This is a genomic window from Thermophagus sp. OGC60D27, from assembly GCF_052400625.1.
In the GTDB taxonomy this organism is placed as follows: domain Bacteria; phylum Bacteroidota; class Bacteroidia; order Bacteroidales; family Marinilabiliaceae; genus Thermophagus.
Genome location: NZ_JBQTGH010000002.1, coordinates 385,478 through 408,688, shown reverse-complemented (window position 1 = coordinate 408,688; position 23,211 = coordinate 385,478). Strand labels below are relative to the sequence as shown.

Here is a 23,211-nt window from a genome sequence, read left to right as displayed (position 1 = left end):
ATTCATACATCATTATATTAGGCGTATCCGGCAAAATCCAGCGGCTTTCCCGATCACCAATGAAAAGAACACTCAGCACTCCATACATTCCGGATAAAGCAATAAGCGCAATTCGGTATGGAGAGGCGACTCTTTTTTATCTTTTTACCCCAAGAAAATATTCCAAAAGTAAAAAAAAGGCCGAATAGAGATCTCTAAAGCCGGTGAAATCCACCCGTGGCGTTACATGCTGGTCATTACCAGAGGTAACGTTCAATTTGAAAGGAAATCGGTTTTTATTAACTTTTTATCCCGGTCAGGCGCATTGAACGACAGGCTTTCTTTCCGTTCAATGGTTGAGTCATCAATCGTTTTTCCCGATTTTGAGCAATGATGGCGGGTTGCTTTGGTATATCCTTCTATGGGGAGAAATTAATCAGGACACAGTTTGATGAACACTCCCTGAACACTCCCTTGCTTCATGTTTCCCAAGGTTTGCTTCACGTTTTCCGAGAATTGCTTCACATTTCTCATGGTTTGCTTCGGGTTTCCCGAGCGTTGCTTCATGTTTCCCATGCGTTGCTTCATGTTTCCCGAACGTTGCTTCTCGTTTCCCGAACGTTGCTTCACGTTTCTCATGGTTTGCTTCGGGTTTCCCAAGCGTTGCTTCGAATTGCTTAGGGACTGCTTCCATTTACAGAGGCATTGCTTCGAGTTGCAATGGGACTGCTTCGAGTTACAGGAGCGTTGCTTCGGAATGCACAGGCATTGCTTCCATTTACTGGGGCGTTGCTTCGGGCTGCACAGGCATTGCTTCCATTTACTGGGGCGTTGCTTCGGGTTGCACAGATATTGCTTCGAGTTACAGGAACGTTGCTTCGGAATGCACAGGCATTGCTTTTATTTACGGGGACGTTGCTTCGGGTTGCACAGGCATTGCTTCCATTTACTGGGGCGTTGCTTTTCCGGAGTTCTCGTGTTGTTGTGCCTAATTCAAAGCGGATTTTCACTGTTGGAGGAGGCAATTTGGAGGAAATATTAGGTCAGGCATTAAAGAGACCAAAAAATTGGGGGATAATAGATGTTTGGAATTGGGAAAACCAAAAGATCGCAGATATACCATGCAAATCCGGTTTTCCCAATGAAGATATTATACACAAGTGATTTCGGACGATATTAAGCTTGAAAGAATTAATTAGTCAGATGGTATTCCAAGCATAACACCAACTACCATTTTTCCAAAATAATTTGGTCCATCAGGAAGCGGTTAACCTCCCCGTTCATATTTTCATTAAAGGGATTAAAATCAATATTCAATTGACAGGCCCCTTTCTCCAACATCAGGGGGAGGTTATTGGTCACCCCCCAGTTGGCCCATTCATTGGTTCCTCTTTGAGGGAAAACGATGGATGCAACAAAATCACCATTGACCGACAGGGATCGAATGGCGCACTTATTATCGGTATTGACAGGGCCACTGCCATTGGCATATCTGAACGAGAGCAACCATCGACCTGACTCGGGAATAAAGACTGTGGCAGTCAATGGTAAATTCACTGATTTATGAAAGTCAACATATCCTGACCCGCTATATCCGGGGTGTTTATTCTCTTTTTTCAGATTAAAGTTTTCAGCTTCCAGGATGATTTTATGGTATCCATCCACCACGAGAGGTTCACTTAAAAAGGACCGGTTCTGCTCCTGATCGATGGCCATAACCTGATATTCGCCCTGGGGATTCTTTTTGTCCAATAAGAAAAGAGTATCGTTAGTTTCTGCCAATAATTTTCCGTTGCGAACAACATTATATCGTACGGCCCCATTCACCCTTTTCCACCTAAGGGCATCACCTCCAACGGCCACAACCGGCGTTTCGGGGCTAACCATGAATTTTGCCCGATTAAACGGCATATCGCTCACACGACGATTCATAACCATTCGAATGTCATGTTCCCCTTTTAGATGGGCTGAAATGAAAGATTGGTTCAACCGCTGTCCATCGAGATAGCATTCTTTTACTCCATTTCCAAATCCTTCAACCGAAATATTAAGGATGGCATCCCGGTATTTGAATCCTTTCAGGTGATATTTACCGTCAAAACTTTCAGGAATTACAGGATGGAAAGCCAGCCCATTGGTTTGCAATTGTATTCCGAACAAAACCCTGAAATTCATGGCCAATTGCCCGGCCACGCTCCACAATTGACGATCGGAATTGATTTCGGTACCTGCAAAATCGCCGTTTTGGGCCACAAAATTCTCCTTGTTGGTAAGAAACAACGCTGCTTGCCTTAAAATGGAGGCATACCCGAATTGCACGAGATCGGTATTTCCTCCTTTGGCCGCAGCCAAAGTCCAGTAAGTCTGCACAAAAGGCCATATTCCGTTATTGTGATAAGGCGGGATATTAGGTATTTGAGGGTAAATACAAGGGGTACCAAATGGAAGATTGGGGACATTCGCCAATATTTGGGCCTGATTTTCATCATCGGCCACCTCGAAAAGGATGCTCAAGGCTTCCCCCAGCGTTTCAGATTTAGAGGACAGTGACAAAAAGCGATCGCCATACAGATACTGACCATAATATCCATTCTGAGGGATCCATAAAAGGTCGTTGATTTTTGTTTTAAGATTTTGTGCCTTCTCCTTCCAATTGGTTTCTTTTAAGTGGAGTTCTCCGGCCATTTTATCCAGGATGTTTAAGGTTTGGTAGAACACCACGTTGGTGCCGAGATTGAAGGAGGAAAAAATATCGGTTGGTTCCATCCATAAGGGATAGGTCTGTTTTCGCCAGTCGAGGAATGAGGACTCACCCGAGAAGAGTCCATATTGAGGGTTGAAAACGGTCTTTTCATCATCTGTTATGGAGTTGCTGATAATTTCATAGGCATTGGCCAGCCATTTTCTGTCGCCGGTATATTGATACACTTCCCAAGCTGCCAGTGCCCAGACCACCCGATCGGAAGAGACGGGCCATGCGCCACCGGTCCCGGTATCCTGGATGATGCGGTTATTTTTTACTTTACGCATCAGCGAATTCATACAGATCTGAGGTTCGAGCAATGCCAGAGACAAAAAGACACTGTAACTGATATCGCGCGTCCATACGCCAGCCCACTCTTTACCGGTTCTAAAGGTTCCATCCTCTTCCTGAAGCATCACCATTTCGTCGAGAGACATGTTGTAAATGGCATTGAGGAGGGGTTTATCGCCGGAGAATCGAGGGTATTTAGAAATGTTATTGGTCAATGTCCATTGTGAAGAGAGCTGAGCAGAAGGATCGTACTCATTGAAATTGAGCAAGATTTCATAGATTCCGTCGTCATTGTCATCGGTCATTTGGGCATTGGGGTTATTGGCCAGATTTTCGAAATCCCAGCTAAGCGGATAGGCACTACCGGCAATATAAACACCTTTGAAATCATCTTTATAGATTTTATTCCCCCATGTATCGACATAAAACCCTTTATCTTTGAAGGCCATTAGTACCGGACTGAAATCCAGTCTGAAAAGCACTTTTGTATTTTTAGGCAGGCTTTTATTGTGGGGAAGATTACTTCTTAAATTGGCCTGTACTCCAAAGGTTGTATTGACCACGATCAGGGAGTCACCCTCTTGCGGAAAAATATTGACGCTGTGATTGATATTGAAAGGCATTTCATTATCCCGTCCATTAATACTGAATTTAAATTGAATAAGAGGGGAAAAAAAGCGACTTTCGGGACTTTGATAATCACTGGCCAGCTGTTGGTCACTTAATGCAACGGCTTTAAATTCGGCTTGTTCCACCCTATTGGGGTAGATGGTAAAAGCATCCGATTCATATAACGGTTGATCCAAATCACTACACGCCAAAAGTGACATCACCATCAGCGGGAAGAAAAAAATATTTCGGAATGGTTTCATGATTTTTAATGGGTATTTATAAAGTTGTTATCAAAATGCATCTATAAACAATCAAAAGTTAACCTGCACCAATCAAATTTAAAACGTCACCACCAGATGTTTAATATCCTCACCTTTGGGAATATGTATCACACAGACTTTCATATCATTATCGTAGAACCAGGCAAGACGTTCATTTTGGATGAATCGTTTTCCCCTCTTGAGTTTATTGCCCTTGCCATTGGTCACACGTGTCGGCTTTTTATCGGTATGCAAACGAATAATGGATTTTCTATCGGTTAAATTATATCCATTATTGGCGTTGACCTTAAATGCGATCTCGTATTGGTTTGGTAAGGTTTTGCACTTCAAAGTGCGATACAAAAATAGATTTTGTTTGTAATTATTGGTTTCCCCATCGTCTTCATAGACATCGAAAGAGGCGGAACGATTGACGGTTGCCGGAAACACATTATAAATTAATGGATAATGCGGATCTTCATGAATGTATTGCATTACCGGCATGGTAGGGATCACCGCGCCTTGTCTAACAAATAAAGGGATTGACTCGAGGGTTACAGGGAAGTCGATCCATTGTTCTCCATCATAACTAATGCGTGGATCATGATAATCGAACCATTTCCCTTGGGGCAGATAGACGCGTTTTACGGAAGCGGCTTCTTCCAGGACGGGGGCCACAAGCAGTTCCTTTCCAAACATGAACTGAGTTTGGAGGTTTTGTGTTTCAGGGTCGTCGGGATATTCCAGAAACATGGCCCTCATCAGCGGCAAGCCTGTATCGTGAGCTTCACGTGCATAGGAATAGATATAGGGGAATAACGCATATTTCAGTTCTATGGCATCTTTACAAACGGCTTCTACTCGTTGACCAAACAACCATGGTTCAACGGCGTTATTGCCTTCATGATGTGCCCGACTCAAAGGATTAAAAACGCCGAACTGCATCCAACGTGCATAGAGTTCAGCAAAGGCCTCGTAATCATTGATATCGCCGCAATACCCTGAGATATCGCAACTCCAGAAGGGAATTCCCCCCATTCCGGCAGAAAGGCCCACAGGGATCTGATTGGCCAGCTGTTTCCACCCCTCATTGACATTGTAGCCGTTACCGGCATCCCCGGACCAACCAAAAGTATATCTCTGCATTCCTGCGAAGGAGGAACGAGTCATCTGGAAAATGCGGATATTCGGGTTGTGTTTTTCAAACTGTTCAGTGACGACCTTGTTCCAAGTAAGCCCGTAAACGTTGTGAATTTCCTCATGCATTCCGTCATGGTGTTTCATAAACAGCCGGTCGGTATTTTCTTCATTGCTCCATGCGGGTTCACCCATGTCGGTCCAGAAACCCTTAACGCCCTGGTCGATGACCATTTGCTGATAATCGCCCCACCAGTCGCCGACTTTTGGATTGGTGAAATCCACGACTCCACAGTTACCACCCCAAGGCCAAGGCATATCGTATGATTTTCCTGTTCTTATATCCTTGACAAAGAATCCGGCTGAATCGGCTTGATTCCATTGTACAACATTGTTTTGTGCGACGACAGGATCCTGCGAAACAATCACTTTAAAACCTTGTTTTTCCAAGTCATCCAACATCTTTACGGGGTTTTGGTAATTGTTGGTATTCCAGACAAAATCCTGAAGATATCGAGTCCATCCGATATCCTGATAAATCATATCGCATGGGATATTTCTTTTGCGGAATCCTTCAGCGATGTCTCGGGTCAGTTTTTCATTGGTAAGCATTCCCCTGCTTTGAGAAAAGCCAAAGGCCCATTTGGGTGGTAAAATAGGCTTTCCTGTCAGTTCAATATACCGGGAAATGATTTCCTTAAAGGTGGGACCGAAAATGAAATAGTAAACCATTTCACCACCAGGAGCATTAAAAGTAAAATAGTTTTCATTTTCCGATCCAAAATCAAAGGTTGTTTTAAAGGTGTTATCGACAAAAATCCCGTACCCATAATTACTCATGAAAAAGGGGATACTTTTATAAAGCGGATCTTCATAGATGCCATAGCAAGGTTTATCGCTGTTCCACATTTTATAATATCGCCCTCTTCGATTGAGGGGACCAGCTTTTTCACCAAGTCCATAAATGTTTTCATCAGGTCTAAGGGTTTTGGAAACGGACATTCCATTTTCCGATATTTCAAAGCCTTTATTTTGGTAATCGTCCAACAACAATTTTTGATACTTGTCGAAAAACCGAATCCGAAACGGAGATTTACTGATCCGTATAATTAAGGCAGCGGTATAGATTTCATACCCCTGAGGTGTTTCTGACACATTGGGCCTCAACAGGGGTGTATTATTAATAACTGCATAAGAAGGATTGTTTCGCACAAAAGAACCATCGGGATCGATCCAAATTTTGACGATGTCCTGGCTGAAAAGTTCCACGATCATTCCGGAACCATCAGACAATGAAAATTTCACCTTATTGTTTTCCACTTCATACGCTACAATTTTCCCAAGAGAGTTCCCGAAAGCATGGGAAAAGGGGAAAAGCAGAGTTCCCATTAAGAGTGCGGCAAAAACGACTATTCTCTTCATAGTGACAATTAGTTTAAAAAAAAGACGCAGGTTTTATCGCGCCAAAAATCTTCAGAGCGAAAAAAAAACTCAACACAAAAGAATCAGAATTTTACGGCTTTATATGGCCATCACCCAGAGGTGAGACATTCTTCTTCTAAATTAAACTTACGTAAGCAACTTATTATTCCATGACGATCATACCCCAATAGTGCATATCGGGGATTTCAAGCGTTAATTTGTTTCCTATCAAGGTAAAATCCAGCGATTGAGCCACCCCATCCTTACTATCGGGAGATGCAAACCAAACCTTATTGACCACCTTGTCGGTAAGGATCTGAACTTTTAAGTTCCGGATTTGATCAGGATAGGGCTGTGATCCGCTGTCATCTCGCCACAGGAGAGATGACGCATTATTAAAATTTATGAGGTGCAGCACCTGTTTTTGATCCACTGTTTTTGCGACGACTGCAATGGCCCCGACTTGAGGCGGCCAGTTTTGAATACTTATCTGACCGTCGAGCGAAGAGATGACGGGTTTAAAAAATTCACCTCCGTCTCGCAATAGGTTTTGATACGCCACAAGGAAGTCATAATAATTGACGATGGCATCTTTCAGGTCGGAACGCATCAGCAGATTGTTGTTTGGGAAGTATTCGTTGGCCAACATGTGTTCACCCAATTCCAGATGTGCCCCTCCGAATGCAAAGATGACAGCATCGGTAAGCAATACGGCCGGGGTATTAAAATAGCCTGAGGAATTGGACAAGCCATAATTCATATAAGCCGCGAGGACGGTTTTTTTTGTATCTCCCCCCATGTCATAGTTGTTACGAATGACCTGAGCGAGGGCATCAAAGCTTTTAAAAGACCAAACTTCGGAATAGGCAAAGTCGGTCGGAGCGTTTAAAATCTCCTCCTGTCCGTATTGATCGACGGCATTAAGCACCATTTTTTTGTTTGGGAACCTTTCTTTCAAATTGTTCAGAAACGAGTGAAACCCTTCTGTGAGGACTACCTCCGCACCAAAGAAATCATAAATGTTACCCCGTTCTCCCAACTGGTCAATGTGCCAGCCATCAAAATCGAGGAATTCGTAGATCAGGGCAGTTTTATCAAAAATATACTTCTGCCAATTGATGTTGTCGGGGTTGGCCAGATAGATATCGCTCAAAGCCCAGTTATCATCGAGGTCGTGCTTATTTATATATTGATGATTAGGGTCGTTAAAAATCATCCATTGGGTAGAGACACCGTCGTTTTGGAAGTTTTCCCAGGCACCATACAGCAGATTATATTGCATGGAAGCGATATTCATCTCTTTGGCATTTTGGATATAAGTCTTCACCGTATTAAATGCGACCTCCCTTTGGGCAATATCGGACCATGAATCAGCCGGCCAATCCCCTTCATTTTTAAAGGGCTATGGTGTTTATAGAGCCAGTCGTAATATTGGATCGCGTTGATATGACATTGATTTAGGAATGCCAATCGCTGTTCCATTTGATCGGACGTAACCTCCGATGAAAAATCCGACAAAAATCCGTACCGCGGGAAAACGGTCCAGTTGGATGAAGCATCAACAGCCACGCTGCCATAAACGACTTCCCGGTCATCAATTCTTTCGTAAACATCCACCAAATAACCTTTGAAGTCTTGGTTGGGCAAAGTCCAGGACCAACTTTTCTCCTCAAAAGGTTTTTCGTCGATGGTTTCGTTCAAATGACGATATCGCACCCACACCTGGCCGTTCAAATTCCTATTGGCATGGAATTCCACGACTTCCCCGGGCAGGTAACGTGCTTTATTGGTAGAAATGGAAACGGCCCCATTCGAATCGGCAGCGTTATCATAATCCGAGTTGCCAGAAAGATCTCCGTTATCGTCTCCACATCCGTAAAAGAACAAAAAGAGCAGAACAAGTGCAGTATGGTTTATCCGGTTCATTCAATCAGCTTAAATGGTTTAATATGGGTATTAAAGGAAAGTTCCGGGCCATCGTTTTATGGATGGTCCGGAAATGAATATCCAATGAAAAGAACGGTCTAAAGTTTTTGAATATTAATGGACAAATCCTGCATATTCAGAGTAACCAGATAATCACCATCTTCACCTTCGGGGATGACCCATTTATTATCATCGGGATCGCCACCGATATGACGATACATTTTTGTGTGATCATCCGGGTCGGGCATGTACATATCTTGTCCCCAGTCACTGTTACGGTTTACGGGGAATTTGAACTCCCCGGCATTTAAAGCACCTTGATAGGAAAAAATATACCAGTTTTCGGGGTCTTGGTTAAGCTGAATGGCATTTCCGATATCCCAGCCAACAGGTGTGGCAGACCCCACCATATAAAGTTCGAAAGGTTCAATAGAAATTGTCATTCGAGAAATATCAAGAGATATATAGTAATAGTTACCGTTTTCAATTTGCCATTTATTATCATCTTCATCTCCTCCGTTATGCAAATAGACTTGAGAAGGATCCTCCGGATCAGGCATGAACATGTCCTGTCCAAAATCGGTATTTCTGTTAACCGGGATCTTAAATTCACCGGGGTTAAGGAAGCCTTCCCAGGTAAATAAAAATAAGTTATCCGGATCTTGTGTCATTTCGACGGCATTGGCAATATCCCAACCATTTGGAGTGGCATCCCCAAACAAATAAAGCACCTCGTAGGCGGGGCCATTCTGTTTTTCAAATGAGATGGTTAAGTCCACCAAATTAAGTTTAATGGCATAAATCCCCGCTTCCTCAATCTTGAATTTATCGTCGGGCTGCGCATCATCGGTACGGAAAACCAAAGTATTGTCGTCAGCGCCTTTATTGTAGGAGGGTAAGAACTGTCCAATATCAGTGATAAATTTTAACTCCCCTTCAGACAAGGCCCCTTTATAAGTAAAGGTCGTCGGATCAGAAATATCGGGGGTAAGCATCGTCGCATTATCGGCACTCCAACCGTTGGGGGTTGCATCTCCAATCATGTAGAGGGTTTCCGATACCGGCTCGTAGGGAGTAACCTTAACTTGTATAACATCCGTTTGCGCATCAACATTTTCATCTGTTACATTGGCCGTGATTCGGACATCCAGGACAACTTGTTCACCACCAGTCACTCCAAGATGCTCCAACAACAAAGCGTTAAGTTCCTGATGAGAAAAGCTTTTTATATAAACGGCCTTTCCCATATTATAATTCATGGCAGAATCGAAATTATTACCTTCCCTATCAATCTCGAGGTTGTAACTGATAGAACTACCGGTTCCCATATTGGTCCCTGTCGTCCAGACAAAACTGAGCGCTTCGGAATCGGCTTGTTTTTGGGTCAGATCAATTTCACTTTTCGACGCATCCAGAGATACGGTTTCCCCAGTGGTAATATCTACCTTATCAAAATCGTCGGAGCAGCTCAGGACAAAACATCCTAAAAAGAGTGCCACCAGGGAGACAGGAAGTTGAAAGATGCTCCATTCCCTAAAGGTATTTATCTTAATTGTATGCATAATAATCTGTTTTTGATGTTTGGTATGGCAAGCAGGAAGTACCCGCCCGCCCAGCGAATTCAAAAATAAAATGATCACTTAGTATCCGGGGTTTTGTTCCAGATTGGGATTGGCATCGATCTCTTTCTGAGGAATGGGGAGCAACAAATGCTTTTCAGTCGCATTAACCCGACCAATAGATTGGAGGAATTGCAGCCCCCACTGACCGTTATCCACTCTAATGAGATCAAACCACCGTTGTCCTTCAAAAGCCAGTTCCATACGTCTCTCATGCAAGACAATTTCTCTGAACGCCTCTTTGGAAAGTCCTGAAGCCACATCGTCGAGACCGGCCCGGTTGCGTACCTCGTTAAGGGGTGCTTCAGCCTCAGTCGTTCGTCCCAACTCATTTAAAGCCTCAGCTTTCATCAACAAAACATCGGCATAGCGAAGAACGGGAAAGTTAAGGGGACTGTTATCATAGGCATCCGCGATGGATTTAGAAACGAGGAATTTTCTCAAATTATATCCAGTAACGGAATAAGAAGGATCATATTCCATTCCGTCGAATTGGGGACAGCCATCGTATAGGACCGTAACATCTTTTCTAAGATCTCCATCTTCATAGGCATCCACAAACTCCTGAGTAGGTTGATTCCACCCCCACCCACCGGCCACCATTCCGGAATTACGAGGACCAGTGAAAGTACTTAACCATGAAGCCTGATTTTCGTTGGCCCAGAAGTCCTCTCCTGCCCCACCGACATATTGAACTTCAAACAACGATTCTTTGGAATTTTCGGTGTTCACACTAAAATTATCAGCGTAATTATCATTCAGTTCATAGCCCAAAGCAGCTACCTCTTCACACAAATCGACCACATTTTGCCACTCGCCAAGGGAAAGATATACTTTAGCCAGAAGACCTGCAGCAGCCCCTTTGGTAGCCCTTCCCATATCAGCATCAGAATATTCTGACTTTGTAGGCAACACTTTTTTCGCATCCCCTAAGTCAGCAATGATTTGCTGATAAACCAGCGCTTTATCATCTCTAAAAGGACGCAGGTCATCACCCGGTTCCTGAGGTTCAAGGATTAATGGGACATCACCGAAGAAACGTACCATAATAAAGTAGTAATGAGCCCTTAGGAATTTGGCTTCACCCACAATTCGATTTTTTAAAGTTTCATCGATCTCCATGCCAGGGACATTCTTAATGACGGTATTACACCTAAGAATACCGGGAGAAGGGCCACGATACAGGTCTAAAACCCCCGGATTATCGGCGGTAGTAACGAAATTTGCCAAATCCTGGGTTTCACGTCCATCATCCCCACCTCCGGCGCCAACGATACTATTACCGGCCATGATATCGGTGGTCCACATCCGCATATTATAAAGCTTAGGCCATTGTAGCGGTTGGTAAGCACCATTAATGGCATATATAGCATCATCTTCTGTTTCAAAGAAATTTCCCGTATTTATGGAATCCAGGGGGGCTTTGGTCAGGAAGTCCTCACCGCAAGCGACCAACCCAAGAAATATGGTTATTATGAACAGATATTTTTTCATGATTATAGAATTTATCTAAATATTTTGATCCAATGAGACTCCCATGAAAAGGCTTCTTTCAACATGTTCGTATTGAGACAAACCAGCAAAATCATGTTCGTTTCATTCAATTAGCTCATTAATTATTAGAAAGTAATGTTAGCACCAAAGCTCAATGTACGCGTAACGGGGTACAGACCATTGTCGATTCCATCTGCCCCAACTTCGGGGTCCACACCTTTGTAATTGGTAAACGTATATATGTTTGTTCCAGAGAAAAAGACTCTGGCCTGTTTCAATCCCCATTTATTAATCCATCGATTGGGCAGATGATATCCCAGGACGATGTTCTTAATCCGCAGATAAGAGCCATCTTCAATCCATCGGTCGGAGGCTCTGGTGTTTTTGTTGGGATCGTTGAAAACAGCTCTTGGGATATCGGTCATGTCACCTTCCTTCTTCCATCGGTCCAGCGTAGCAGTGGTCTGGTTAACGGCGACGGCCATTCCTTCACTCCAAATACGGTTGGCATTGAGGATTTCATTTCCCTGAACGCCTTGCAGGAAAATGGACAAATCGAACCCCTTCCAAGAAAACTTATTATTCATAGAAAAGATAAGGTCGGGACTAGGATTTCCGAGGTAGGTACGGTCTGCATCATCGATGACTCCGTCGCTGTTTAAGTCTTTGAACCGGATGTCGCCCGGAGAGGTACGATTATAAGGATCATTTCCCGGCACCTGAACGGCATGATTATCTACCTCTGGCTGATTTTGGAAGATCCCATCGGTAACATACCCGTAGAATTCATTGACTGCATGTCCTTCGGCGATACGAGAAGGTTGAAAGTCGAACCCGAGATAGCCGGAGGCCATAGGAACCGAATCGTTGAGGCTGGTTACCTCATTTTTATTGTAAGAAATGTTGAAATCGGTATCCCAAGAAAAATCCCCTTGTATATTTCTGGAGCTAACAGACAATTCTATCCCTTTATTTTTCATCTCCCCGGCATTAATATCAGGGACGACCACATCGGAATAACCGGTAGAGATAGGCACCGACATGGGTACCAACATATCGCTGGTATTTTTTTGGTAGGCATCCACGGTGATATTCATTCTCTGATTCAGGATCGTGGCGTCAAAACCAACATTTATTTGTTTCTGAGATTCCCATTGTACATTGGGGTTAGGCATAATAAGAGGAACAACGGCAGGGACGACATTGTTATTAAAATTGTATTTAACAATGGTCAGATTGGAAGCAAAGGCATAGTTTCCGATTTCCTGATTACCGGTATAGCCAATACCTGCCCTCAATTTCAGATCATCCACAAAATCGATATTGCTGAAGAAATCCTCCTGTGAAATTCTCCAGGCCACAGATCCGGAGGGGAAAATTCCCCATTTGTTTCCGGAACCGAAACGAGATGATCCATCTCGACGTATGGTTGCGGTAACCAGATACTTATCGTTATATCCATAATTAACCCGTCCCATATATGACATCAATGCCCATTCTGAAGCGTTTCCACCTATTTCCTGTTCATCATTTCCACTGTCGAGCTGTTGCGTTTTATCACTAGCAAACTCTTTAATAGAACCGTTCATGAAATCAAATCGATTCTGCTGAGCACTGGAACCGAGCATAAGAGTAAAGTCATGAATTTCATGAATGGATTTTTTATAGGTCAGGATATTATCCCACAGCCAAGTAATACTTCTATTGGAAGACTGATAAAGGTAAGAGTCTTCCTCGGGTTCGGGATCCCAATCGTATGCCGGGGACCAGGTCCGATCGAACCAGAATTTGGCTTCCAATCCTGCTGTTGATTTAAAGGTAAAATCATTAAATATTTCAATTTCAGTGAACACAGAACCGATAACATTGTATCCTTTTGTGCTATTATGGATCAGCGATGCAGCACCAACAGGATTTCGGATGTCCCCAACCCATTCGGGGCGTCCCACCGGCCCGGCGTATGTTCCATCATCGTAAAAGACGGATTGAGTAGGAAGCGCTCTCAGGGTTGACCCAATATCATAGGCTCCGCTGTATTTATTGTCGTGTGTTAAAGTGAGTGAATTACCAAATTTTACGTTTTCAAAAACTTTGGTATCAGAATTAAATTGCAGATTGTAACGTTTAAATCCGGTGTTCATAACGATCCCTTCCTGATCGAGGAAGTTTCCGGAAACGAAAAAAGAAGCTTTCTCATTACCGCCGGAATAGGCTACCGAAATATCGTGCATTGGTGCTATATCGAAAAGTTCCTCTTGCCAATCGGTTCCAACCCCCAACAAAGCGGGGTTAGAAAAATCAGGGTTCAATTCTCTTCCTGCATTGGCCATTATTTCGTTATGCAATGAGGCAAACTGAGAAGCATTCAACATATCCAGCATATTTGTAGCTTTCTGAGTAGTAAAGGAATATTTCACATTAATATTACTCTGATCGCTGTTCCCTCTCTTGGTTGTAATCATCACCACGCCATTGGCCCCTCTGGACCCGTATATGGCTGTAGCGGAAGCATCTTTCAATATTTGAATGGATTCAATATTGTCTTTATTCAGCAAATTAAGGCCGGACATTGTAGGCACTCCGTCAATCACCAACAAGGGGTCACTTGTGTTAATGGTGCCAATACCTCTTACGCGAATGGTTGCATCACTACCGGGAGCCCCGTTTGAGATCACCTGCACACCAGATGCTTTTCCTTGCAGTGCATCACTGACACTTGGGACAGAGAGGGATGCAATATCGTCTTCATTAAGGGAGGCCACCGATCCGGTAAGATCTTTTTTCTGCATGGTTCCGTAACCCACGACAACGACCTCATCCAACCCAAGAACCTTTTCCTGCATCGTAACATTGATAATGGTGCTTCCGTTTAAAGTAATGTGTTGAGTTTGCATTCCGACAAAAGAGAAAATGATGCTTTGAGCATCATCCGGGACAGTTAATGAATAATGGCCATCCATATCGGTAATGGTTCCGGACTGAGTGTCCTTCACCTGGACGGTAACGCCAGGGATGGGGTTACCATCCACGTCGGTAACTATACCACGGATAATTAATTCATTGGTCTGTTCTTGAGGGGTATTTTCCTTTTTATTCAGACTTGGGAAAATCACCACATGTTTGTCGACAATCCTAAAATCCAAGTCGGATTTACTCAATATTCTTGTGAGCACACTCTCCACCGTTTCCCCCTGAACATTGACATTCAAGCGATCGGCCCCTCTCAACTGTTCATTTTGGTAAAAGAAGCTCAGTCCGGTTTGATTTTCGATGGATTTTAATACCTCAACGATGGAAGCATTTTCCATTTTCAGTGTCAGTGTTTCATTTTGCGACCAGGTTGTCACCGCCGAGATCTGCATCGTCACAACCAAAGCAAAGAAGAGGGATAATTTCATAATTCGAAGAATTCGATTAAAGGCATAGGAATCATACCCTATGCAAATCCACATTTTTTTCATAGATTTACAATGTTTTAGTTCACAATTAAAACGATCTTCCACACTGTAGTAGCAGCGTGAGAAGCCAAATTTAACGGGGGATGTTGGCGCATTCCCCGTATGTATTACACATTAGATCATTCCAATAATACACCCATAAAGCATTTATTTTTTTGTTAAAACAATATGATTTTCATTCATTTGCACCTCCACCGGAACGGTTAAATTGATAAAGTCAAAAACCTGATCCAGCCTTAGTTTCCGAATGGTGCCAGTGTAATGAATATTTTTAAAGTCTTCAGGCTTGTATTCAATTCTGATATCATACCAGCGTTCCAAACGTGCGATCAATTCGTCGAAGCTGGCATTTTCAATGAGCAGAATACCGTTTCTCCAGGCACTCCTATCCGTCACATTGGATTTGTTTTTAATGACACTCCCAGTCTTTTTGGTCAGTGTAAGCAATTGTCCGGGTTCCAGCATGGAAGAAGGACCATTCTTTGGCATTACTTTAACGGACCCTTCCACCAAGGCGACCTCTGCCTTGGATTCATCATCGTAATTCCGAACATTAAATTGCGTTCCTGTAACCCTCACTTCCATGTGGTCTGTATGTACAAAAAAAGGTCTGGTAGCATCTTTGGCCACTTCAAAATAGGCTTCTCCTTTAAGCACCACATATCGTTTACGTCCCGGACGATGGGTATATTCCAGCTGGGAACAGTTGTTAAGCCATACTTTTGATCCATCGGGAAGAATGGCCTGGGTACGTTGCCCTGAATCGGCGACCAAAGTAACATGAGTATCGTCGAAAAAATAGAGGAATTGTGAGGCCAAAGATCCCAATGCCAGAATAACGGCTATTGAAGCAGCAATTTTCCACCATCCAATGGTTTTATGATTTCTATCAACGAAGCGGGTCCGATGAAAAAAAGCCTCCACTGGAACTTTGTGTTGGGAGCTACTTTTAGAAAAACTGTCTCCACGGAGTAACCACTTCATGATCTGGTAGCCTCTCTCATTTTTATCATTGCCGTTTCTCCACGAACGCAGGAATTTCTTTTCATCCTCGGAGGCGGCAAACATCAAATGACGAGCAATTATTTTGGAAATGTCTTTCTCTCTTTTCAATACTGTTTTATTTATAAGCTATTACAATTCTGTTTATGTAATAATTTTCTACACAAAAGTGCCTTTAGAACAAGGACACACTATTTCAAAAAAGTTACCAATCAAAAGTGAAATTTTTTTTAATGTATCGTTGAATTTGTACTGACAATTAAAACAAGGTCAAAAACATTGTTCCATAGTTATAACACCACTATAAAGATGCTCCTGACGATGAATTGTTTAAAGGGAAAAAGGTTAAAACCCGGGGAAAGTGCCATTGGTCATTTCAACAAAGCACAGCGGGAAAAGCTTCCTATCCTAATCGTACGATAAATCAAAACAAAGATCTGCCACATCCTACTACCATATAATTACAGACACAACAGGAAAGTTCTGAGTCGGGTGACATTTCTTTTTAGGGTAAGATCAATACCGAGAGCATCCCCAATTTTTCTGACAGCAATGGCCACCTGGTTATCAACTGTATTTACCGAGATACCCATTACTTTTGCGGTTTCTTTTCGTGAAAGGCCCTCTTCTCTAAGTAATTTGAATACCAATTTGCATTTGGGCGGTAACTCCTGTACGACAGAATTAAGCTTGTCCAACATTTCGTCTGAAATCATTTTATCTTCGGGAGTAGCTTCATACCTGGCAAGTTCTACCTCCAGGTCATCATAAGATTTAACAAAATTGGGGACTTCCTTCCGAAGGTAATTATAACAGGTATTTCGTACAGCGACAAACAAATAGGTCGTAAGGTTATCGATATGATCGATTTTTTTCCGACTTTCCCAAAGCTTTAAAAAAACATCCATCACCACTTCTTCGGCCAAAACATCCTCTTTCAAAAAGGAGATGGCAAACATTTTCAGTCTCACAAAGTATTTATCCAGCAGTTCTTTAAATCGAGTTTCATCACTGCTTCTCAAAGAAATGGACATAAATGTTACAGCTTGAAAAATTAATTTTTCTTAACAATTTTCAAATATACAATAGATCGAAAGATTTTTGAATATCAAAAGACAAATGATTTGTTCTGGACAGATGTTGTCCATATAAAATATCATTTCGTACCTCATCTGCCGGTGTGGAGTCAGGGTTACGCACAGTAAAGTTATTTCGACATATTGGGGCAAAAAGAAGAATGTGTAGTAAATAAAAAAGCCACTTACAGCATAACGTCTATAAGTGGCTTATTATCTATGTGGGCCCAGCAGGGCTTGAACCTGCGACTCCCTGATTATGAGTCAGGTGCTCTAACCAACTGAGCTATGGGCCCGACACATGTCAAAATGGCTTTTGCCAAGCGGATGCAAAATTACAAAAAGGAAGGTAATTTTCAAACCCCATTTTATCAAGAGATAAACAGATCAGGACATGAAGAATCGGAGAGGAGTCATATAATACTGTTCTACCGCATTTTAAGACTTCCATATTTTATTTAGATTGTCATTATTTTTTTTAAAATTATAAACTGACCTAAACTATCAATGGAAAAAATTCCAACGTTAAAAATTTTATTATTAACGTTTTATTAAGGAAATATTACCTCCCAAAATAATTAATTACTTTTGCAGAAGGTGAATCGATTTTGTGTGTCAAGACAAGCATCAACCAGAAAATGGGATGGTAAAAGAGTAATTCGTGGAGCTTTCCCTCTCTTACAGAAACTAAGAACCAAGACAAATTTAACAGCAATGAACAATCTTAAACCTGAAGGCATAAAAAATATCATCTTTGATTTGGGAAACGTACTCATTCCACTGCAAATGGAACAAGCAGGCAAGGCGTTTCGCAAACTAATATCGGATCACACAGGAATAACGGATCCCTTAAAACTGAGTCAATTGGATAGTTTCACCCAGTATGAAACGGGCAAAATCTCAACGAGGCGTTTTTTTGAGAGTCTAAAGCCCTATTTTAAATCTGAAGTAACTATTGAAGATTTTTCGAAAGCCTGGAATCAAATTCTGGGAGAATTTCCAATGGTTCATGCTCAAATGCTGACCCAATTACAGGCACGCTATCAGTTGTTTCTGTTGAGCAACACCAATGAACTTCATGCCGATTATTTCGAACAAAACATATCAGGCATCATAGAACCAGATCAGGTATTTAAGAGGATATACTATTCACATGTGGAAGGATTACGAAAGCCGCAGCAAGAGTTATACCTCCGTGTGTTAAGTCAAAACCACCTTCAACCTTCAGAAACCCTATTTGCGGACGATTTACCTGAAAATATTGAATCTGCAAAACAACTTGGAATACGCACTCTTCAAGTAACTCCAGACATGGACCTACCAAAATTATTTGCGGCCTTTTAATCCGTTACTTTTTAACCAGTACCCATACGTCTTCTTTTCCTGGAGATTGACGCTCTTTCACCATTCGGGAGATGGCCTCCTTTTTATTTTTAAAGCCCATGTATGAAACTTTGTAGAATTCACTGTTGATGCCTCCTTCCCGAATGATGACCTGGGCATCGAATCCCTGTTGAGTCAATTCTTTTTTAAAGGATTCGGCATTGGAAGAGTTGGCAAAACTTCCGGCAATGAGGAAATACTTGTCCGGTTCAACTACGGGTTCCGGAACCGTTTCTTCCACTTCAACATCCTGAGCAAGAGTATCCGTTGGAGCAGGTTTGGAAATTTCCTGTTTAGCGGGTACGGGTTTGGTCTGTTCTTTCTTGTTTTTACAGGCAACGCCAAAAAATAAAAAAGCGGCAATAACCAGCAGAATTTTATTCATAATAATGCAATTTGAATGGCAAAAAAGTCAAAATATTGCTTTCTGACTGCAATTTACAAAACAAATTTACAAATAAAATAACTATGTGACTAAACTAAAAAAAATCAATCCACAAATTTGTAACCAACGCCCTTAATGGTTTTGATATGATCTTGTCCAATCTTTTCTCTTAATTTTCTGATATGAACATCAATAGTACGGTCACCCACAATGATATTATCGCCCCACACTGAAGAATAAATTTCATTACGTGAAAAGACGCGGTCGGGTTTAGAAGCCAGCAAGAGCAATAATTCAAACTCTTTTTTTGGTAAAACGAGTTCCTGGTCCCCTCTAAAAACCACATATTTTTCACGATCAATGACCACATCACCGACCGAAATTCTCGTTTCCTCCCCATCGGGGGCGCGATAACTTCCGTACTTATGGCGTTTAAGCAAAGCCTTAATCCTCGAAATCAACACTTTAGGTTTAACCGGTTTTGTAATATAATCGTCGGCACCGGCATCAAACCCTGCAATTTGTGAATAATCTTCACCACGAGCAGTCAGAAAAACAACCAGAGTTTCCTTAAAGGAAGATAATTTTCGTATTTCTTCACAGGTTTCTATACCATCCATTCCCGGCATCATGACATCCAGTATAATCAAATGTGGGCTAAAAGATTGGGCCTTTTGAAGGGCTTGTGAACCATTGTTAGCTGTTTCCACATGGAACCCCTCCTTTCTTAGGTTATAGCCGACAAACTCTAAAATGTCCGGTTCATCATCTACTAAAAGAATCTTGTAATCTGTTTTTTCACTCATAATAAATCTAATTGTGATACAAAAAATACCAAGAAAGTCGATCCTTTACTTTTTCTCCAGAGTAAATGTAAAGGAAGTACCTTTACCTTGCTTACTATTGACATTAATGGTTTGTTTATGAGCCTCAATAATGTGTTTCACGATGGCCAGTCCGAGACCGGTTCCTCCCTGATCTCTTGAACGACTTTTGTCGACACGGTAAAACCGTTCGAAAATACGAGGAAGGTCTTTAGACGCGATCCCAATTCCATTGTCTCTGATCTCCAGCAATACCAGGTTATCCAAGTCGTAAAAGCTGACAGTTGTTTGCCCGCCCTCTTTTCCATAATTGATAGAATTCACCACCAGATTACTAACTACTTGAAAAATTCTGGGTTTATCTGCAAAAACGAAAATATTACGATCTGCATTTCGTCCAAACACAAGCTTAATCTTTCGTTTGGAAGCTCTAACTTCCTGTAAGTCGAAAACTTCTTCTACCAGCTGATATATATTAAATCGGGAAAAATTCAGTTTAAGCTCCCCCGATTCAAGTTTTGAGATGGCTTCCAAGTCATCAATAATGGAAATCATCCGGTCAATACTTCGTTCTGTCCTTTTAAGATATAACATATTAATATCGGGGTCATCAATACCGCCTTCAAGGAGTGTGAGAATATAACCTTGTATATTGAATATGGGCGTTTTCAGTTCATGCGAGACATTGCCCAAAAACTCTTTACGATATTTTTCGAGCTGTCTCAGCTGCTGAATTTCCATGGTTTTACCCTTCATCCATTGTTCCACTTCCCTATTTACCTGATAAAAGATATCATCCTCGTTTTGGGAAGATTTTTTGTTGTCCGGTTTAAAGTTGTAAATGGTTTTGTAGATGGGTTTTATTTTGGCGTAGATAAATAAATTAATAAAATAATTGATTGCTGAAAAAGCAATTCCCGAAAATAGAGGGATGGTAATTAAGAGAGAAACCATCAAACTGGGACTAAAAAAATTAATCAGAAAAAAGAGTAGCGCCAGTACCATAAAGGTAACCGCTAAAAAACCTACAATTCGTTGAGGGGCAACAGACTTCATAAAACTCAATTAGACAATTCCCAACTGCATGGGACACAAATATAAATGAAAAAGAGATGTAGGCACCGAAAAGGTAAGCTCGATGCATTGTTAATTAAAGGTTAAGTCCATAAGCTTACTGAGATTAAATTTATTAGGAGTAAATTTGAGAAAATAAAACGAATAAATCTAACAAAAACTTAACATACGAATCTGAGAAGTCAGGTAATATGCTGCTATTTTTGTAATGAATCGAAATAAACGGGAATATGACGTTAGTCTGGATCATTGCCATATTGCTTTCTTTACTTGCCATAGTAGATTTGGTGGTAGGAGTTTCCAACGATGCAGTGAATTTTCTTAATTCAGCCATTGGGAGCAGAGTCGCCCCTCGTCGGGCCATATATTGGGTAGCAGGGTCCGGCATAATAGTTGGAACTTTTTTTTCTGCTGGAATGATGGAGGTTGCGAGGCAAGGAGTTATATATCCCCACCATTTTTATTTAACGGAGCTAATGGTCATTTTTTTGGCCGTGATGATTATAGATATCATTTTAATCGATATTTATAACACCATAGGATTTCCCACCTCCACGACCATAGCGGTGGTTTTTGAACTCACGGGTGCAGCATTAGCCATGGCGATAATCAAGAGTAAACATTCTGTTCCAGACGAAATAATTCTTACCGATTTCATCAATACCGGCCGCGTGTTTATGATATTTTCGGGAATTTTGGTTTCCATAATCGTCTCATTTATAATTGGCGCGGGAGTACAATTTATAACGCGATTGCTATTTGGATTCAACAAACGAGGCCATTCCGGCATTGTGTTTTTAATCTTTGGTGCTCTGTCCATTTCCTTGATACTGTACATAATAATAAAAAAAGGATTAGAAGCCTGGCCAACCTTAGATTTGGATATATTATACCAGATAAATTTTTATTCCGAGAAACTTTTCTTCTTGGTTTTTGCAATCACCCTTTTGTTGCTATTATTTTCCAGAATGCTATTCCAGGCAGATCTTCCCCAAATAGTAGTAATGACGGGGACCTTTGCACTAGCACTCTCTTTTGCTGCCAATGATTTGGTCAACTTTATTGGCATTCCCCTAGCAGGGATAGAGAGTTTTAAAGCCTTTTTAATTTCAGATGGAGGCAATGTTGCCGAGCAGTTTGGGTTAGATTTTTTAACCAACGAGTGGTTGCGTAATCACCGATTTGGTGATAGTATTTACGCCGCCTTTTTTCTTCTATCAGGTATCGTAATGGTTCTCACCCTCTTTTATTCGAAAAAAGTGCGCACCGTTACCGAAACGGAAGTCTATCTGGGACGTCAACAAGTAGGTCAGGAACATTTTGAACCATCCCAATTATCACGAACCATTGTCAGGAACTTCCTTATTCTATTCAATAAGATAGACAATAAGTTACCCAAGTTGCTGCACCGTTTTATTTCGAGTCGATATAAGCAAACCGAGCCCAATTCGGAGGATCAGGTGATATATTTTGATACGATCCGAGCCACGGTAAACCTAATTGTTGCCAGTATTCTAATCAGTATCGGCACCTATTGGTCCGTACCGTTGTCCACTACATTTGTGGTATTTATGGTGGCCATGGGAACCTCATTGGCGGATCAAGCCTGGGGTAGGGAAAGTGCAGTATACCGTATATCCGGAGTTCTGTCCATATTGGGTGGCTGGTTTATCACAGCATTTCTGGGTTTCCTTGGGGCCTTTTTTCTAACCCTTTTGATCTGGTGGGGTACCTGGGTTTCCATCACTGTGTCCATTGCTCTGACGGTAATCTATCTAATAAAAAGCACTCAATATCATAAAACAAGGCATCAAGAGCAAGAACAATATAAACAGAAAATTTCCAACAAAAAGGCACAGAATATCGAATGGCTCAGAAAGAATGGGAGTGATACTGTCCGAAAATTAATTCTAGAATCCTCCAAAATATATATGCTGTTAGTAAAAGGTGTTCTTGAAGAAGAAGAGTCGGAACTGATTGCCATTTCACAGAAAGCGGGACAATTGAAAAGAGCGATACAAGAAGCCAAAACCGATTTTTTTTCAATTATGGCCCAAATTCCTGAAGAGACTCAGGACTCTGGACAATTTTTCATTCAGGCTCTGGATTATCTTACTGAATTAGGAAATACACTAACAGCCCTAGTAGATCCTGCCTATATTCATTTTAAAAATCAACACAAGGGATTAACCAACTACCAAAAAGAAGATTTAAATACGTTGTTAGATGAAACTACAACCTTTTTTAACTACATGGTTCATTTGGAAAAGGACAAAAAATACGTGCATTTTCCGGAGCTCATTCAACGCCAGGAAGCCTTATTTAGTCTCATCGAAAATTTCCGGCTTCACCATATAAGAAAGATACGATTGGGCGCTGGAAAAACCCGAATTAATATTCTTTATTTGGAATTTCTGGGAGAAACCCGCAACCTGATACTCTACTCAGTCAATTTGGTAAAATCAATGAAAAATTTTTTTGAATCCTAAAATTGTATCAGGGTTTAAAAGGGGAGTCCCTAAGCAT

Annotated in this window: 14 protein-coding genes, 1 tRNA gene and 1 pseudogene; 3 read left to right on the top strand and 13 right to left on the bottom strand. The window is 41.6% G+C overall.

The annotated features are described in order from the left end of the window. Nucleotides 1-415: 415 nt before the first annotated feature. Entirely contained in the window at nucleotides 416-673 is a 258-nt protein-coding gene (locus ACT29H_RS03860; protein ID WP_444820279.1) for a hypothetical protein, read from the bottom strand. 11 nt (nucleotides 674-684) lie between these two features. On the opposite strand from ACT29H_RS03860, the gene ACT29H_RS03855 reads away from it, so the two are divergent. Beyond that, on the top strand, nucleotides 685-1,143 hold the full coding sequence (locus tag ACT29H_RS03855) for a hypothetical protein (protein WP_444820278.1): 459 nt from the start codon (nucleotides 685-687) through the stop codon (nucleotides 1,141-1,143). Between the two features lie 63 nt (nucleotides 1,144-1,206). On the opposite strand, the gene ACT29H_RS03850 is transcribed toward ACT29H_RS03855, so the two are convergent. The 9 genes and pseudogenes from ACT29H_RS03850 to ACT29H_RS03810 all read right to left on the bottom strand — a co-directional run bounded on the left by ACT29H_RS03850 (nucleotide 1,207) and on the right by ACT29H_RS03810 (nucleotide 17,315). After that, entirely contained in the window at nucleotides 1,207-3,885 is a 2,679-nt protein-coding gene (locus tag ACT29H_RS03850) for an alpha-L-rhamnosidase-related protein (protein ID WP_444820277.1), read from the bottom strand. A 78-nt stretch (nucleotides 3,886-3,963) separates the two neighbouring features. Further along, nucleotides 3,964-6,444 (bottom strand): glycoside hydrolase family 31 protein, encoded by a 2,481-nt coding sequence (locus ACT29H_RS03845; protein WP_444820276.1) that lies wholly within the window; start codon nucleotides 6,442-6,444, stop codon nucleotides 3,964-3,966. Between the two features lie 163 nt (nucleotides 6,445-6,607). Further along, nucleotides 6,608-8,370 (bottom strand): annotated as a pseudogene (locus ACT29H_RS03840) (glycoside hydrolase family 66 protein). 98 nt (nucleotides 8,371-8,468) lie between these two features. After that, the gene (locus tag ACT29H_RS03835; protein ID WP_444820275.1) at nucleotides 8,469-9,932 is read right to left on the bottom strand and encodes a SusF/SusE family outer membrane protein; all 1,464 of its coding nucleotides are present in this window, start codon (nucleotides 9,930-9,932) and stop codon (nucleotides 8,469-8,471) included. 78 nt (nucleotides 9,933-10,010) lie between these two features. Next, nucleotides 10,011-11,483 (bottom strand): RagB/SusD family nutrient uptake outer membrane protein, encoded by a 1,473-nt coding sequence (locus ACT29H_RS03830; RefSeq protein WP_444820274.1) that lies wholly within the window; start codon nucleotides 11,481-11,483, stop codon nucleotides 10,011-10,013. Nucleotides 11,484-11,608: 125 nt separating this feature from the next. Further along, the gene (locus ACT29H_RS03825) at nucleotides 11,609-14,944 is read right to left on the bottom strand and encodes a TonB-dependent receptor (RefSeq protein ID WP_444820273.1); all 3,336 of its coding nucleotides are present in this window, start codon (nucleotides 14,942-14,944) and stop codon (nucleotides 11,609-11,611) included. A 144-nt stretch (nucleotides 14,945-15,088) separates the two neighbouring features. After that, entirely contained in the window at nucleotides 15,089-16,054 is a 966-nt protein-coding gene (locus ACT29H_RS03820; protein WP_444820272.1) for a FecR family protein, read from the bottom strand. A gap of 350 nt (nucleotides 16,055-16,404) precedes the next feature. Then, a complete protein-coding gene (locus ACT29H_RS03815; protein ID WP_444820271.1) occupies nucleotides 16,405-16,977 on the bottom strand; it encodes an RNA polymerase sigma-70 factor in 573 nt (190 codons plus the stop codon). Nucleotides 16,978-17,241: 264 nt separating this feature from the next. Next, nucleotides 17,242-17,315: transfer RNA gene (locus ACT29H_RS03810), tRNA-Ile, on the bottom strand. 418 nt (nucleotides 17,316-17,733) lie between these two features. Between ACT29H_RS03810 and ACT29H_RS03805 the strand changes: the two genes are divergently transcribed. Further along, entirely contained in the window at nucleotides 17,734-18,363 is a 630-nt protein-coding gene (locus ACT29H_RS03805; RefSeq protein WP_444820270.1) for an HAD family hydrolase, read from the top strand. 4 nt (nucleotides 18,364-18,367) lie between these two features. Here ACT29H_RS03805 and ACT29H_RS03800 read toward each other — a convergent pair whose 3' ends face one another. From ACT29H_RS03800 to ACT29H_RS03790, 3 genes are all read right to left on the bottom strand, one after another. Further along, the gene (locus tag ACT29H_RS03800) at nucleotides 18,368-18,787 is read right to left on the bottom strand and encodes an SPOR domain-containing protein (protein ID WP_444820269.1); all 420 of its coding nucleotides are present in this window, start codon (nucleotides 18,785-18,787) and stop codon (nucleotides 18,368-18,370) included. Nucleotides 18,788-18,891: 104 nt separating this feature from the next. Further along, a complete protein-coding gene (locus tag ACT29H_RS03795; RefSeq protein ID WP_444820268.1) occupies nucleotides 18,892-19,593 on the bottom strand; it encodes a response regulator transcription factor in 702 nt (233 codons plus the stop codon). Between the two features lie 45 nt (nucleotides 19,594-19,638). Next, nucleotides 19,639-20,667, bottom strand: coding sequence for a sensor histidine kinase (locus ACT29H_RS03790; protein WP_444820267.1), 1,029 nt, complete (start codon nucleotides 20,665-20,667; stop codon nucleotides 19,639-19,641). A gap of 248 nt (nucleotides 20,668-20,915) precedes the next feature. Here ACT29H_RS03790 and ACT29H_RS03785 point away from each other — a divergent pair, with 248 nt between their 5' ends. Continuing rightward, complete coding sequence (locus tag ACT29H_RS03785) at nucleotides 20,916-23,174, top strand: inorganic phosphate transporter (RefSeq protein WP_444820266.1); 2,259 nt, start codon at nucleotides 20,916-20,918, stop codon at nucleotides 23,172-23,174. Nucleotides 23,175-23,211 lie beyond the last annotated feature (37 nt).

Bases quoted from the DNA above. Each gene is read 5' to 3' on its own strand.
- ACT29H_RS03790 (WP_444820267.1), bottom strand. From the start codon at position 20,667: ATGAAGTCTGTTGCCCCTCAACGAATTGTAGGTTTTTTAGCGGTTACC.
- ACT29H_RS03835 (WP_444820275.1), bottom strand. From the start codon at position 9,932: ATGCATACAATTAAGATAAATACCTTTAGGGAATGGAGCATCTTTCAA.
- ACT29H_RS03800 (WP_444820269.1), bottom strand. From the start codon at position 18,787: ATGAATAAAATTCTGCTGGTTATTGCCGCTTTTTTATTTTTTGGCGTT.
- ACT29H_RS03815 (WP_444820271.1), bottom strand. From the start codon at position 16,977: ATGTCCATTTCTTTGAGAAGCAGTGATGAAACTCGATTTAAAGAACTG.
- ACT29H_RS03830 (WP_444820274.1), bottom strand. From the start codon at position 11,483: ATGAAAAAATATCTGTTCATAATAACCATATTTCTTGGGTTGGTCGCT.
- ACT29H_RS03825 (WP_444820273.1), bottom strand. From the start codon at position 14,944: ATGAAAAAAATGTGGATTTGCATAGGGTATGATTCCTATGCCTTTAAT.
- ACT29H_RS03850 (WP_444820277.1), bottom strand. From the start codon at position 3,885: ATGAAACCATTCCGAAATATTTTTTTCTTCCCGCTGATGGTGATGTCA.
- ACT29H_RS03805 (WP_444820270.1), top strand. From the start codon at position 17,734: ATGAACAATCTTAAACCTGAAGGCATAAAAAATATCATCTTTGATTTG.
- ACT29H_RS03785 (WP_444820266.1), top strand. From the start codon at position 20,916: ATGACGTTAGTCTGGATCATTGCCATATTGCTTTCTTTACTTGCCATA.
- ACT29H_RS03860 (WP_444820279.1), bottom strand. From the start codon at position 673: ATGGAAGCAGTCCCTAAGCAATTCGAAGCAACGCTTGGGAAACCCGAA.
- ACT29H_RS03845 (WP_444820276.1), bottom strand. From the start codon at position 6,444: ATGAAGAGAATAGTCGTTTTTGCCGCACTCTTAATGGGAACTCTGCTT.
- ACT29H_RS03795 (WP_444820268.1), bottom strand. From the start codon at position 19,593: ATGAGTGAAAAAACAGATTACAAGATTCTTTTAGTAGATGATGAACCG.